This is a genomic window from Paenibacillus sp. An7 (assembly GCF_009870785.1).
In the GTDB taxonomy this organism is placed as follows: domain Bacteria; phylum Bacillota; class Bacilli; order Paenibacillales; family Paenibacillaceae; genus Paenibacillus.
Map to the genome: position 1 here is coordinate 1 of NZ_WTWX01000037.1, position 14,308 is coordinate 14,308.

A 14,308-nucleotide genomic window follows, 5' to 3' on the forward strand; every position below is an offset into this window, starting at 1 on the left:
TAAGTTTCCAAGATGTTTGGGACGTTACTCAAATCGTATGGAATGCGACATTAGCGTTTGTGGCCATTATCTTAATTTCACTGATTTTAGACCGTATTGGATTCTTTGAATGGGCTGCGCTGCATATGGCCCGAGCAGCAAAAGGAAATGGGATTCGAATGTTTGTGTACATCAGTGTACTTGGCGCGGTAGTTGCTGCCTTCTTTGCAAACGATGGTGCTGCACTCATTTTGACACCCATCGTACTGGCCATGGTACGTGCACTAAATTTTAATGAAAAAAGAGTATTTCCGTTTATTATTGCCAGCGGTTTTATAGTAGATACAACATCACTTCCGCTCGTTGTAAGCAACCTAGTCAATATCGTATCTGCTGATTTCTTTGGCATCAGCTTCAACGAGTATGCTAGTCGGATGATCATTCCTAATCTTTTCTCTCTAGTGGCAAGTATTTTAGTCCTTTATTTATTTTTCAGAAAAAGCATTCCTAAAAGGTTTGATGATTCTGAGCTGAAGGCTCCATCTGAAGCAATTAAGGACCCAGCGATGTTTAGAGTGTCATGGTACGTCCTATCAGTGCTTGTTATTGGCTACTTTGTAAGTGAGTTTGCAGGAATTCCGGTATCACTTGTTGCAGGGATCATTGTAATAACCTTCTTGTTGCTGGCAAGAAAGAGTTCAGCAATACAAACGAAAGAAGTGGTGAAAGGCGCACCTTGGAACATCGTATTCTTTTCGATCGGAATGTACGTTGTTGTGTATGGACTTCGAAATGCAGGTATGACAGATCTTTTAGCTGATGCGATAGGATCTTTGGCAGAGCAGGGACTATTTATGGCAACGATGGGTATGGGATTCATTGCAGCTATCCTTTCCTCCATTATGAATAACATGCCAACTGTGATGATTAATGCGCTTGCCATTGACGCGACTCACGCTACAGGAGTCATTCAAGAGGGGTTAATTTACGCAAACGTGATAGGATCTGATTTAGGTCCTAAAATTATTCCAATCGGTTCATTAGCCACCCTTTTGTGGCTTCATGTTCTTTCAACAAAAGGCATTAAAATACCATGGGGAACCTACTTTAAGACAGGGATTATCATTACGATTCCTACCTTGTTTATTACGCTTCTAGGGTTGTATCTATGGCTTCTTATTTTATAAAAATAAAGTTTAACTTATTAAAGGAGAGAGTAAAACGATGAGTAAAAAGACGATTTATTTCTTATGCACAGGAAATTCTTGCCGCAGTCAAATGGCTGAAGGATGGGCAAAAAAATATCTTGGTGACAAGTGGAATGTATATAGTGCAGGAATTGAATCACACGGCTTAAACCCAAATGCGGTGAAAGCGATGAATGAAGTGGGGATTGATATCTCCAATCAAACTTCTGATATCATTGACCCAGCCATTTTGAACTCTGCTGATCTTGTTGTCACTCTTTGCGGTGATGCAGCGGATAAGTGCCCAATTACGCCTCCAAATGTTCGCCGTGAACACTGGGGATTTGATGATCCAGCAAAAGCTCAAGGAACGGACGAAGAGAAATGGTCTGTATTTCAGCGTGTACGCGATGAAATTGGCCAGCGTATCGAAACGTTCGCAAAAACAGGTGAGTAATCTTTAGAAAACCAGCTTGTCTAGTTCCGAAATCCTTTTGTATTGTTACAACTTTTAAAAGTTTTAAACATTTGAAGTAACAGCGTCACTTCCCTGTTTTATTTATTAATCTTTTCATTCACTTTGTGGAATGAGTAAAATAGATTATATTAAGAATAGCCAGTTTAACTGGCTATTCTTGTTATATAGGGGAGGAGAATATCATGGTTGAAGATATATTTGATGAACTAGAGAGGAGAACGGATACTGAAGGGTTTATAGAAATTACTATAGGTAACAATCAAACCTGGAAAGTTAAAAATATCCTCAATAAAGGTGCATCACAACTCGATATTGATATTCTTGAGGAGGTACTTAATAAGAGGCTCCCTGACTCCTACAAAGAATTTTTACTTCTCCACAATGGTTGTAGATTGTTTGAGCATCCATATTATGGAGGTGAAAATTATATTTATAGTAGTCACGAAGTGATTGATCTAAGACCACAAATTGATGAGCATTACACCAATCAAGTTAGGATAGCTAGGATTCTAGGTGATAACATAGTTTTGAATTTGGACAACGATACAATCTCCGTTTGTAATGAAACTAGTAGTATTGCTGAAAGTATTTCTCTTAAGTGTAATTTTTTAAACTGGCTTCGTGAATTTATTGCTAAAGATGGGCAAAATATATGGGAAAATTATACATAATCCTTAACTTAAGATATTTAAAGCAAGCTAGAGAAATAATTGCTAGCTATATTAGCAATGACGATTGTTGGACTAGCGGTAAAAAACTTAGGTCAATAAATGGTCGATTAGCTGTTGCGTTAGGGATAGGGTATCTGGGAACTGGTATAAACCTAGGAGGTAAAAGAGTGAAAGAAGTTATTAAAAATTCTCTACTGGGTATGGTTGTTTTTATTATTGGCTTTGCCATTATTTTTGTTCTTACAAGCTCTGATATTGAAGCTGAACTGACATATTATGCTGCTATAGCATATGCTCTTTTATATTTAGCTAGTGTTATCTCTGTCTGTACTGCGGTAATCCTAAGAAAATTACTCTATCAAAAGAATGAATCGCTCATTGAACTAACGAAAAAACATTAGTTCAAAAACAGGGAGCAGTTTGCAGTTGATAGCTGCTCCCTTGTTCGGACGTTAACTGGGCAGGTCAGTTCCAACTAAGAAATCAGGGAAAAGAATAGTTAATGTTTTTGTAAGTGGTATAGCTCATGTATTAAAGTAGGTCGTGTTGGTAAATCAAAATTTGTTATAAATCAAGTTAATTAATAAAGATATACGGCTATTTAATAATGATACCATAGACAGTGTAGTCTGGCATTTTTCCCAAGTGCAAGGACGGGTAAAATAGGTGGTACTGCACCTTTAATGGATTATTTAGCATCAAAATTTCTATTAAGGAGGCAACAGAGTGGAATATCCTTTAATGCACCCACCATTTGAAATAAAGGATTTTGAGGAGATGACAAAAAAGGAAGCACGAATTCACTTTGAATGGTATGTGAATGAAATACCAGCCCGAATAGAGCTCTTAAAAAAAGCGTATCAATTCACAACTGGTCGCTCAGAAAAAGATCTTGATTGCTCTCCGGAATCCTTAATTCCTTTATGGGAATGGTTTGTTAATGATATAGCGGAGGTTATTAATCGGCCAAAAGAAGAAATAGAAAAAGAATTATCTGAAACACCTAAGTGGGTTCATGAATTTAGTCGAGCTAAGAAACTAAGTTTTCATAGTCAAGCTGTTTCAATGGATGTTGGAGTATACCTAGCTGAGACACTTAGAAAGAATATAGAGTCTTTATTTTGGGGCTTTCGTTCAACTCCCAAAAGCTTATATTGCGTAAATAGACCCATTTTAATGGATCCTTCAGATCGTGCTTTTATATTTGCTCCAGCTCATAAGTTAAGCATCTTAAATTACAAGCTAGTAGATGGACAAACTGATATAAGCGGGTTATACAAATTATACGAATTTAATCATAGAAGACTTACTGAAGAAGAAGAAGATTAATAAGAAAGCAGCAACCACAAATAGATGTATATCCTATAAAGCAGTAATTTTTCCTTCCACTGCTGGTTTTGTATCAGGTAAGCTGATGATGCACCGTTAGCAGGGAGCAGCTTACCAGTTGGCAGCTGTGTAGTATACTTAGCCTGAATATTGTTTACATAAAAAAAGCAAAATGACGGGTATTTTTAATAGGTTACTATGAAAGTATAACCTAGATGTTTTGTGGATGAATGCGTGTTTGTTAATATTATCCCCTATTACTAAAGAGTCATTATAGAAATTATATTAATATTGGTAAATTATAACTAATAAGTGTGAGGATGACGTGATATACTTCTCTAGTATTATTTAAAGAGCAAGGCTATTAAAATATTCATGGATGGAGTGTCAAGGTACATGTTGGGGTTTATTGGAACTGATATAATTTTTTCTGTTTTATGTATAGTCTTCTTCATTTGTTTTGTTCAGATTTTTAAGAGTCAGAAGCACTACAAGATATATTTATTAATTGCCTGTATAGCACTGGCCTACATTTCGAATGATCTTTACAGAATCTCGCTTCATATCTATTAATTCTTTAATGTCATGTAAGAAGAACTAATGAGCATAAACCACATCTGGGTAGATCCTCTTGGTATGGTTATGATAGGGACCTGCTATTGGTCAAATAAAGTGCTACAGAAGTGATTATTTAGTTAATTAAATAGTTAGAAGACAGTGAAATGCCATTATGAAAGATGGTAAACAATTATCAAGCGAACAAGGACAAGAGTCTATGAAGGTGAGGTGAATTAAATGAAGAAAAGTTATTCTAATACGATTATGTTTATCTCCATTCTACTTAATGTTGTATTCTTAGTTTTCTTTATTAACCATTATTTTAATTTAGGTTCAAAAGACGAAATATCTAAAACATACGAAAGTTTCTACAATAGTGTCCAATCTTTGGATTGGACGTTAGATCTAGTAAATACTTCTACGGAAGATAAGAAGATTACGGAGAATATGTACCTTTCCAATACGAGATTAAACTATGTAAATGATCGATTCATCTTTTTAGAGAACAGTATTAACGGTTATACACAATTGAATTTGCCTGATATTAAAAACAAATTAAGTTTGCTCAAGTATGGTTATGAATCATTTATGTTAAGTCAAATTCTTGGTCTAGAAGCTGTTAAATCAGAAGAATTCAGAGAATTAAAAGAACAAATAAAAGATTTTTCAGGAAATCTACCTGAGAAGTATAGCAATTCTAAAGCATTTGTCCAAAAATTCAATAATGCAGTTGAACTATTATATTATTACTAAATAGTAATGAAAAATGTATATTGGATACTTAACAATTGTTCGATGTATAAACTATTCAACTAACGAAAAACAGGCTACCAAGATCTTCGGCGTTTGGTCGGCTAATCGGTATGATAATTATAATTTATGGTGTTATGTGTAGTTAACCTAAAGTAATAAAAGGAGTAAATATGTTGCTTAAAATTGAAACGCTTAGCGTCTTATTAATCATTTGCCTATTAGCGATTCCAATAGTTAGAATAATAAGAAAAAAACCAATGCAACACATAAGAGAGAATATAGGTTTAACTATTCTAGCTGGAATTACTTTATTTAATAAGGAGATACCTCTGATCCTACTCGACTCCCTTTGGATCATCACAATCACCGTTTTTCTTTCATTAATAGTAGAGATATTTAAGCATCGTCATCGAAGCAAGAGCTAGTATATGTAAAACGATAGTTCAAGAGAATAAGTAAGCAACCGAACAACAGACTGGTTGCTTTTTCTTTTTGGGCAGGTTAACTCAATACTGTATTGAATGCATTTTTTTGTTTTATGGTATAAAATCACATCAGTGAATTATCTTAGATCAATGAGCGCCAGGGGGCTATATGAAAAAAAGATATGTTATTATTCTACTATTGATTTTTGGTATATCACTTTTAATTGGTTATAATAGGTATTTTTATAATTTTAAAACCCTTGATAACGCAACATTATTTTCAGATTCCATAGAATCATCAGATGGTAAATATAAAGCTAGCCCGTATTATTTAAATTATGGTGGTGCAGCAGGTGGGGTAAGTTATATTGTCGAGGTAGAACAAACTCAGACTGGTGAAAAGAAAAAGGTATACTCAAGTAATCATAAAGATGATTTTTCGATATCTTGGAAATCTATAGACGTCCTTTCTATAAAAAATGAAAGTCCTACATATAATGAATATAGAAATATTGATTTGAATGTTAATACGGATATATATGAAGAGTCAGGAGCTGCCTGCCGAAGTTTATTACTTAAAGAGAAATTTGAAAATTGCTATAAAGCTGAGGACATTAAGGTGCCTCTTATTTTTAAGCTATTAGGTTATTGAGCTAACGAAGAAACGTTAGTTGAACACAGCAGGGAGTATCTTACTAGTTGGCAACTGCTCCCTTATAGTTATACTGATCGGCAGATTAATGCAACATTGATTATGGATTACCATCAATTATAATGTTGAGGGGCGACAGAAACGGGGGTAGTCAATTTTTTAAAAAAACAGTTTTGTTTTTGTTATTTTATTGGTAATGTTGGTCGGTGTCGGATGCGCAAATGAATTAAAAGAGGGAACTTCGTCGGAAGCACCTAGCGATAAAGAAATGGGAGTTCATTACGGTGATGCTTTTTCCTGTTTTATTTTGGAAGTCGTATAAATGGCTTTGTACATAGGCATTACTCTAACGAAAAATGCCAGGATGGTAATTGCAATTTAAACTCACGTAATGTAAAATTACGTAACGGAAAAATATGGGAGGTGTGGGAGTATGAGGTGGGAACAGAAGACTTACATTCAGTCGACTTGCGTAATTTCATATTTCCATTCCATTAAGACACTAAAGCATTTATTGCTTTAGTGTTTTTATTTTATGGGGGGTGTAGTAATTGTCAAGGTACAAAAGGGTTCTCGTTAAGCTAAGTGGTGGAGCAGTTGCAGGAAACTCTGAATTTGGTTTTGAGCCAGAAAGGTTAGATTACATTGCAGATGAAATTATGTCAGTAGTAAATTTAGGCGTTGAAGTATCGTTAGTTATAGGTGGGGGTAACATTTTCAGAGGTAATATGGCCGAAAGCTGGGGGATCGAAAGGGCAGAAGCTGATAACATTGGGACGCTTGCAACAGTAGTAAATAGTTTAATGCTCCGTGGGGTCCTAAAGGCCAAGACTAAAAAGGAAGTAAGAGTAATGACAGCAATACCTATTACTTCAGTTGCAGAACCATACATCCGTCTAAGAGCAACCCACCATCTAGAAAAAGGCTATATTGTAATTTTTGCAGGCGGGAACGGTCAACCTTACGTTACAACAGACTATCCTTCAGTACAAAGAGCCATCGAGGTCAATTCTGACGCTTTATTAGTTGCAAAGCAAGGTGTTGATGGTGTTCTTAATGCAGACCCTAAATTTGATAAAAATGCAAAGAAATTTCGTTCGCTTCATTACAACGACATTCTAGAACACAACTTAAAGGTAATGGACCAATCAGCTTTTATTTTGGCAAGAGACTACAATTTGCCAATGCATGTGTTTAACTTCGATAAACCAGGTTCGATGAAAGAAATCTGTGAAGGTAAGAATAATGGTACGATAATTAGTGGCCAATCAATATTAGAATTGGAATGAAGATGTTAGAGATACTACTCTCACTTGATTTCGCGGAACAATCGTTTCACGAAAGAGAAGTTCTATTTAAAATATTACAATAGGCACAGTGAATCGAATTATAAAGTCGAGCATTCTTGAAGTAACGGAGAAGCGACAGTTGACCAAACAAGGAGCAGTTGCTGCATAGCTGCTCTCTTTCTTATTAAACTAGCAGGCAGGATCGTCTACTGAATTTCTCGAATACTTACAAATGGAAGTATATATTATCTTTCTCGTTGTACATAACAATTACCTACCATCTATATTAGGAGGGATAATGATGATAGAGTTAAGAAAAATTACATTTGATAACTTCAATGAATGTATTAGTCTTAGGGTGGAAGAAGATCAACAAAGATTCCTTGCCACTAACATATATACGCTCGCCGAATTATATGTAGTTAGAACAAATAATAGTAGTTTTATTCCAATGCCGTATGCTGTTTATCATAATGATACGATGGTTGGGTTTATAACAATGTCATATGTAATTTCACAAATGAATCAAAATGAAAACTACTATGACATTTATAGATTTATGATAGATAAAGAATATCAACAAAATGGATATGGTAAAGAAGCAATAGTAAGGGCAATTGAATTGATTAAGACTTTCCCGCATGGTGATGCTTCGAAAATAGTAATTGTCTATGGAGAGGAAAACAGGATAGCAAGGAATCTTTATACGTCACTTGGATTTATAGAAAATGGTGAGAGAGACGAAGATGGGGATATACTTGCTGAGTATGTCTTATGAATGAGATTTCTGATACAGGGAGACATATTCTTTTTCACAGCATAATCATAGTAAAAAACCGATAAAAGATATAAGAGAAAACGAATGTCAAAACAAACGATACAAGAGATAATTTTCGATTACTATTCCATGTTCGAAATCCGTTAGCCACATATAAAACAATCAGAGATAAGAGAATTAGTAAGATATTTTTCCAAAACAGCAAATTTAAAAGTACAGTTAAAGCAGCCAAACACCATATAACTGTAAACCATAGTGGATACTTCAATATATATTTTCTAAGCATGTGCTCCTCCTGAAAAGTCCTTAATGTAATTATTGACTTATTATTCACCACTGCTTGATTAATACCTTTATCATAAATAGACTCTGATAGGAGATGAGTTTGAAGGTGACGTTATTTTACTATATTGCTGCAAGCCATGAGCTGCCGACAGGCTCATTCGGCCAGAATAAAACAGTGATGACGATTCATGATTATATTAAAAATGTGAACCCTGCTGCTAAGGATCAACTCTTTATGCAAACACTGCTGGAAAATACCCGAAAGGGGATAAACTTATGGATGTTTACGATACGGAAGAAGATGCAGCGGGATAATATATAACCGGTCCCTTAAACGGACAATCCTCGCCTTTTCTCCGCTATCCATTCGTTTACCAGGTGAACGCCGAAGGGGGTTCGTTCAAAATTAATGACGAGATTAAATATTCTCACCCTATTTTATACCAAACAAGCAAAAAATGCTTAGTAGAGCTTTTCAATTATTTACACAGCAATATGGAATTAGGTGAGGATTTAGAGCTGTATTGCTGTTGGGCGCATGGACATAGAAGATTTTCGGATGCTCCTAACAAAGAACTCGATCTTTTGATTGACCTAGCCACATTTCAATTGGGGAATGAATTCGAGTGGAAAGAACGTCAGTATATATGCGTTAAGAAGTGAATCAAGGTACAGTTAACTATTAAGCGAACGGAAAAAAGACAGCTGAACACAGCAGGGAGCAGCTTGCCAGTTGGCAGCTGCTCTTTAAATTATGCAAACCGGCAGGATGAAGCAGTGAACCAGTTGATTGAATTCACTATATACTTATCAAATGGTGGATTAGATACAGCAAATACAACCAATATTAATCTTTTAGTGCTAGGCTCTGTTTTAAAGAATAATAGCGATCGATATTACGCCTAGTTAAAGGGGATGACTAGTATAATAAGATATATTACGATTGTGTTGTTTAGTTTTATTCTAATATTATCGGCTTGTACTCAACTTGAAGAAGAACAAGGGTATTCAGGAATTATTGTTGATGATAAAGTCATGGGCTATGGGTACACCGTAAGCCAATATGATAATTCACTCTCATGGAAGGTAAGTTACAAAGGAAGTATAACCACGATCGAAGAAAGTATCGACAATAAGGATGAATTAGAAGATTACATGTTGGCTGTAAGCGAAAGTAAAATAATACATTCGAAGCTTATCATATCGTTATCATACTTTTTAATTGTTGTAGTAATTGCGTTTTTACTTTTTAAGAAGAACAGAAAAACACTTAAAGATAGTACAATTGTAATTGTATTAGCGAGTATGATTGCATTATTTATTGCTGTTGATGCAGCTTATGATTTAAGTATTGAGTTACAAGATATTAAACTTCACTATCTAAGGCTAACTAATTGAGATCATGAGGAAACCAAAGCAGTTATTATTATTCCAATACCTAAAAAAGTACTAACCTTATGGTCTGTACCCGTATGAAAACACGAACATAAAAGCCAAAAAAATAAAAATAACTGCTGATGGGATGAAACTCACAACAACCAATACCTTAGCTTTTTTTCTCTTCGCTCCAGTAAACCATTTGTAATAAATAAAAAGGAGAATTCCTCCGTAAGTTTATTTGTGAGTTTAACAGTAATATCAGGCTTTCAAACCAGGAACATATGGAACATCGGTTATATTCCTTAGTGTTGAATCAAAGAGATAATTGTTGAAATTGGCTTGGAGAGAAGCAATACCATTTTTTTAAGTTTTGATGTAACATTCGTGCGGATATTTGATATCAAAAAAGTGCACCTTTTGAAGATATCAAACTTTCCCAATTGTTCTACTTTGATGATTGAACTAACAGAAAAATGATAGTTGAATACAGAGGGGAGAAGCAGCTTGCCAGTTGGCAGTTGGCAGTTGCTCCTTTTTAATTATGCAAAGAGGCTGTTTAACACAACAAATATACCTTGAATCCATGATACGGGTCACCGTAATGTATCTAAGCACAAAGTACAGTTTGACCACAAAATATACATCAATGTATAAAGACAAAGCCACTCTTAAGAAAAGAGTGGTTTCTTCGAATATTGTTACTATAACGGGTAATTAAATGGGAAAGGTATATTTTAATTCATTTGAAACGTATTTAATCCATTCGTTTTGCGGTGACACGATCTCAGGTAACTTGTTAATTGGAGACCAAAACAATTTGAAAGTATGATTATCCGCTTGCTGTTCCCACTCATTAAGTTCGCTATTTGTGTGTAAATGATAAAAATGTCTTTCAACCGTGGATGCTAATTGTGTTTCCTCTATCCAACCTGTTATTTGATAAGTGATGTAGTTTGGCTCTGGATATTTATCTCCTTGTATCACCTTGAACCCCTTCTTTAAACTGCCTAGAATCTTTCTAAGCCGTCCAGCCTTGTATCCGCTACCCATTAAGTCAGGAATCAGAAGCCCCATACAGTCCCGCTTCAACTATTTTGCGATGGTTTCTTCTATCGTTCTTTAATGGAGAGGGTGACTTGTTTAAACTATGAATGGAACTTGAAAGGTCTCGTTGAAGCCCTCCATCTCATATTTTCTCTCTGAACGATTGAACTGCTCTTGAGTTTTAAATTTTTCTGAACTGGACAGGATGAAGTCAAAAGGAGTGTTCATATGATTCTGATTGTCAGCCTGTTATTGGTGCTGAATTTTATTCTCTTTCACATGTATTCCAGTCAAAAAAAGACCATTGAAAATTACCGGGACAATGCACTTGAAGCGATAACTACACATGAAGATATGAAGGAAACATTACGTATTGGTCTTTACCACCGGTATAAAAGAGATCTTGTAGAAGACAAAGTGGAAAACCCGCTATTGTTCGAACATTTCGTTGCTGAGATTATGACTTCTGTCCGGGGAGGAAGCACTTATGTGACGAAAGGTTCTGGTGATTACGGTGTTGATATAGAAGAAGAGACAAATGCAGGTTTATACCTTGGACAAGTCAAGTGTTATAACGATTATAATCCGGTTAGTTTTGATCCCATTGCTATTATTCACTCACAAATGGTGAAACAAGGAGCCATTGGGGGATATTTAATAACAACAGGTAAATTTACTGCAAATGCGTATAACTATGCAAATGAGCTTAACATTGATTTGATCGATGGGAATCAGCTTGTTGAGTTATGGCTTGAGCACTTGGATTCAAAACGTGAGCTTGTCTCCGAATTTAAAGCTCTACCTGCGACCTGAAATATTTTAGCTAATGTGAAGAGATTTACGGTATGATATACTCGAACAAAGGAGGGTGAGGATATGAATTTTAGTCTCAAAGCTCCCGATGGAACGGTAATTGAGTCGTATCATAAAGATCACAGGGAGTATATTCGAATAGCAGGACTTGAATATGAGATCTTTAGTCCTGTTGAAGAATTGGATGCGGATCCCGAGATTAAAGAGATGATAGAAGCTTCTGAAAAAGATATTCAGCAAGGGAAATTATACTCTACAGATGATCTGGTCGAAGCGATAAAGCGTGGTGACTGGTAATTGATTGTCGAATGGACCAACACAGCTGTAAGGCGGCTTCACCAGATCAAGAGCGAGCATTATACAGAGCAGGAAACAATGGAGTATAAGATTGATCTTATTCGGCGTATTGAAGCTAAGGTGGTCCATATGGGTACAGCGATGGCATCTCGTGAATATCCTGGCACGTATTACTGTATTGTTGATCGTTATATCGTATCTTATAAAGTAATGGAGAATGGTGAGCGATATATTATTACTTCATTTAAACATGGTGCGATGAAGCGTAAACTATATTAGATAAATGAAACCGATTCGATTAGGAATCGGTTTTTTGCTATATGAAATTTAAGTACCTTGGCGATACGAAGCCCACGATGGTTTACACACGTTTGATAGTTTTGATAATGGCGTTCGAAGTTCTGATCTCGGCTGTAGTCGGACTTGGTATTTATTTTGGATTTTCGGTATTTCCTTATACTCAATCATTGTTAACGACAACCGGTACTGCTGTTCAGTCATCAAGTATCAACATAACAATCCCATTATATATGCCGTCGCTTATGGATCTAAAAATTCCATACACGTATCTTCAGGCTGGGGAACAGGCTTGGGGAATCACAGCATTCCTTGTATCGGTGGGTGTTATGGTACTTCAAAGTTATGTCAGGGGCATGTACCTCGGCGGTTTGAAAGGATGGATTCTAGATCGTAAAATAGTCCCTCTATTCGCGTGTGGGCGCAGATATTTTGGCGAGATGATAAAATGTTCTGTTTTTCAAACCATCATAAGTGTGCTGATTCTATTCCTAGCCGTAATCTTTGTCCCGTTTGGATTCATAGTAATGATTGCGTTACTAATTCTATTCGCTTACGCCATATCTGATCGTCCTCCAAAATATTACTTTTGTTGATGCATTGGCGAAGGGGCCGTGCTTGTTTCGGCGCTATTTCGGCACGTTGCTGCCACTTGCACTGTTAGCCCTCCTGAGCACGCTCGTCGTCAGCCTATTTCGGTTTTTGACTCCTCCTTGGGGATATGTGATACCTCTGCTCATTTATGCTTGTATTGGAACCTTACTGATTTGCGCGCTTATGAGACGGCTGGTAGCGAAGCTAACAATGGACGGCGAATGGTCTCCGGATCTGCCGTTCGGCGAGGTCCACTCTCGTAAAATGGTTAACGCCATCACAATGTTGCTCGTACCAGTACTTGTCTTCGCAGGAATTTTTTCAGTCTCCGGCAGGCATTTAATTGCGTTTGAGTACGGTAGTAAAAAGCAACTCGACGGTATCTCCTACAGTACAAATTTTTCTGACGTTTTCTATGCGTCCGATCAAATGTATACAGCGTACGAGCGGCAGAAAAGTGATTACCATCTTGCGATAAGACTTCCGGATTTGTCCGATGGGCGGAGGCCAAAGGAACTGCGCGGGATAGCCAACATTACGTGGCAGGTGAATGAGGAAATCCGCACTTCACATAGAAATTCAACCCAAATTGACGTGTAGCCGATAATGCACACAAGCCGGGTCATGTATCGACTTGTCCGGGAGACTGCTAACGATGGCAGCTTCTACTACTCCAGCCTGAGCGGTGCAGCTTCAATTTTGCCGGGAGAGGAGCGGCCGCGTGAACCATTGTCCGTTCAAATGATGGTTAGTGGAGACGGTCTTCATATTTTTGTTATGCAATACCCAGTGCGCTTTGTTGTCTCGAATGTGTTCCGTGTTTCAGATGACGGGATGTATTTGATTCCGGAAACAAGCCAAGTCAATCCAATGGATTTCCACACTTATTGGTTCACGGCAGATCAGAGTGCGGATAATCTGTTCAAATTGCTGGCCACGAAAAACAAATCGAATAGCTACGACGAACCGAGCCTACCTAGCGCTTGCTTGTGCCATGCAAGAAGGGGACGGGCACATGGTCGTCCAACTGCTGGAGATGATGCGTCAGGCTGGCTTAAATGTGAAAGCTCCCAACTGGGATGCCGTGATGTGGACGAACAACTTACAAGGCCGTTATCAAGGTGCCAGCTTGCAGAAGACCCTGGAGCTATTGACAAAGGCCGGCATTCAGGGGGCATATGGTGCACAGAACTATTGGAAAAAAGTAATGAAACGATCGGTGTTTACCGAATCGAAGTACCGTTCCCGGAGGGAATGATTACAATTACTTATAAGGAATCTAAGGTGGACGGCATGCTATTGTCTGTCAATGTTATGGACTAATTCAGTGAAGACACTCATGACTTTTGAAGCGTATTGCAATTCTTCTTTAAACTAACGAAAAAGCGAGAGGTTAATTAGAAAAAGTAAGCAACCGATCAATAGACCGGTTGCTATTTCTTTAAGCTATACCAGCTAATAGCTTGTCAAGATTACCAGTAAAATGAACTTAAATCATG

The 14,308-nt window shown here is 36.9% G+C and carries 18 protein-coding genes; 17 read left to right on the forward strand and 1 reads right to left on the reverse strand.

The features are described 5' to 3' along the window. The 11 genes from arsB to GQY27_RS20405 all read left to right on the forward strand — a co-directional run. The coding region (gene arsB, locus GQY27_RS20355; RefSeq protein ID WP_160037093.1) for an arsenic transporter at positions 1 to 1,166 on the forward strand (1,166 nt) is incomplete at its 5' end. 37 nt (positions 1,167 to 1,203) lie between these two features. Continuing rightward, the gene (gene arsC, locus GQY27_RS20360) at positions 1,204 to 1,623 is read left to right on the forward strand and encodes an arsenate reductase (thioredoxin) (RefSeq protein ID WP_160037094.1); all 420 of its coding nucleotides are present in this window, start codon (positions 1,204 to 1,206) and stop codon (positions 1,621 to 1,623) included. Between the two features lie 203 nt (positions 1,624 to 1,826). Continuing rightward, the gene (locus GQY27_RS20365; protein WP_160037095.1) at positions 1,827 to 2,315 is read left to right on the forward strand and encodes an SMI1/KNR4 family protein; all 489 of its coding nucleotides are present in this window, start codon (positions 1,827 to 1,829) and stop codon (positions 2,313 to 2,315) included. Beyond that, a complete protein-coding gene (locus GQY27_RS20370; protein ID WP_160037096.1) occupies positions 2,297 to 2,716 on the forward strand; it encodes a hypothetical protein in 420 nt (139 codons plus the stop codon). The genes GQY27_RS20365 and GQY27_RS20370 overlap by 19 nt, the downstream gene beginning before the upstream one ends. Positions 2,717 to 3,041: 325 nt before the next feature. Then, positions 3,042 to 3,644: a hypothetical protein gene (locus tag GQY27_RS20375; RefSeq protein ID WP_160037097.1), complete on the forward strand. Its 603-nt coding sequence runs from the start codon at positions 3,042 to 3,044 to the stop codon at positions 3,642 to 3,644. Positions 3,645 to 4,439: 795 nt separating this feature from the next. After that, entirely contained in the window at positions 4,440 to 4,955 is a 516-nt protein-coding gene (locus tag GQY27_RS20380) for a hypothetical protein (RefSeq protein ID WP_160037098.1), read from the forward strand. Positions 4,956 to 5,549: 594 nt separating this feature from the next. Next, on the forward strand, positions 5,550 to 6,032 hold the full coding sequence (locus GQY27_RS20385; protein WP_160037099.1) for a DUF5412 family protein: 483 nt from the start codon (positions 5,550 to 5,552) through the stop codon (positions 6,030 to 6,032). Positions 6,033 to 6,583: 551 nt separating this feature from the next. Continuing rightward, positions 6,584 to 7,321, forward strand: coding sequence for a UMP kinase (gene pyrH, locus GQY27_RS20390; protein WP_160037100.1), 738 nt, complete (start codon positions 6,584 to 6,586; stop codon positions 7,319 to 7,321). 298 nt (positions 7,322 to 7,619) lie between these two features. Next, positions 7,620 to 8,099 (forward strand): GNAT family N-acetyltransferase, encoded by a 480-nt coding sequence (locus tag GQY27_RS20395; RefSeq protein ID WP_201450769.1) that lies wholly within the window; start codon positions 7,620 to 7,622, stop codon positions 8,097 to 8,099. 391 nt (positions 8,100 to 8,490) lie between these two features. After that, positions 8,491 to 8,706 carry a hypothetical protein gene (locus tag GQY27_RS20400; RefSeq protein ID WP_160037101.1) on the forward strand — a complete coding sequence of 72 codons (216 nt, stop codon included), beginning with the start codon at positions 8,491 to 8,493 and terminating at the stop codon, positions 8,704 to 8,706. Positions 8,707 to 9,299: 593 nt separating this feature from the next. Then, the gene (locus tag GQY27_RS20405) at positions 9,300 to 9,782 is read left to right on the forward strand and encodes a hypothetical protein (RefSeq protein WP_160037102.1); all 483 of its coding nucleotides are present in this window, start codon (positions 9,300 to 9,302) and stop codon (positions 9,780 to 9,782) included. 696 nt (positions 9,783 to 10,478) lie between these two features. Here GQY27_RS20405 and GQY27_RS20410 read toward each other — a convergent pair. Then, positions 10,479 to 10,748: an NUDIX hydrolase gene (locus tag GQY27_RS20410; protein ID WP_160037103.1), complete on the reverse strand. Its 270-nt coding sequence runs from the start codon at positions 10,746 to 10,748 to the stop codon at positions 10,479 to 10,481. Positions 10,749 to 11,036: 288 nt separating this feature from the next. Here GQY27_RS20410 and GQY27_RS20415 point away from each other — a divergent pair, with 288 nt between their 5' ends. The 6 genes from GQY27_RS20415 to GQY27_RS20440 all read left to right on the forward strand — a co-directional run bounded on the left by GQY27_RS20415 (position 11,037) and on the right by GQY27_RS20440 (position 14,132). Beyond that, positions 11,037 to 11,621, forward strand: a complete 585-nt coding sequence (locus GQY27_RS20415) for a restriction endonuclease (protein WP_160037104.1) — start codon at positions 11,037 to 11,039, stop codon at positions 11,619 to 11,621. Positions 11,622 to 11,684: 63 nt separating this feature from the next. After that, positions 11,685 to 11,918 carry a hypothetical protein gene (locus GQY27_RS20420; protein WP_160037105.1) on the forward strand — a complete coding sequence of 78 codons (234 nt, stop codon included), beginning with the start codon at positions 11,685 to 11,687 and terminating at the stop codon, positions 11,916 to 11,918. Beyond that, entirely contained in the window at positions 11,919 to 12,197 is a 279-nt protein-coding gene (locus tag GQY27_RS20425; RefSeq protein WP_160037106.1) for a type II toxin-antitoxin system RelE/ParE family toxin, read from the forward strand. It begins immediately after the preceding gene. Between the two features lie 41 nt (positions 12,198 to 12,238). Then, positions 12,239 to 12,811: a hypothetical protein gene (locus tag GQY27_RS20430; protein ID WP_160037107.1), complete on the forward strand. Its 573-nt coding sequence runs from the start codon at positions 12,239 to 12,241 to the stop codon at positions 12,809 to 12,811. 22 nt (positions 12,812 to 12,833) lie between these two features. After that, positions 12,834 to 13,409, forward strand: a complete 576-nt coding sequence (locus tag GQY27_RS20435) for a hypothetical protein (RefSeq protein WP_160037108.1) — start codon at positions 12,834 to 12,836, stop codon at positions 13,407 to 13,409. 6 nt (positions 13,410 to 13,415) lie between these two features. After that, complete coding sequence (locus GQY27_RS20440) at positions 13,416 to 14,132, forward strand: hypothetical protein (protein ID WP_160037109.1); 717 nt, start codon at positions 13,416 to 13,418, stop codon at positions 14,130 to 14,132. Positions 14,133 to 14,308: the final 176 nt, after the last annotated feature.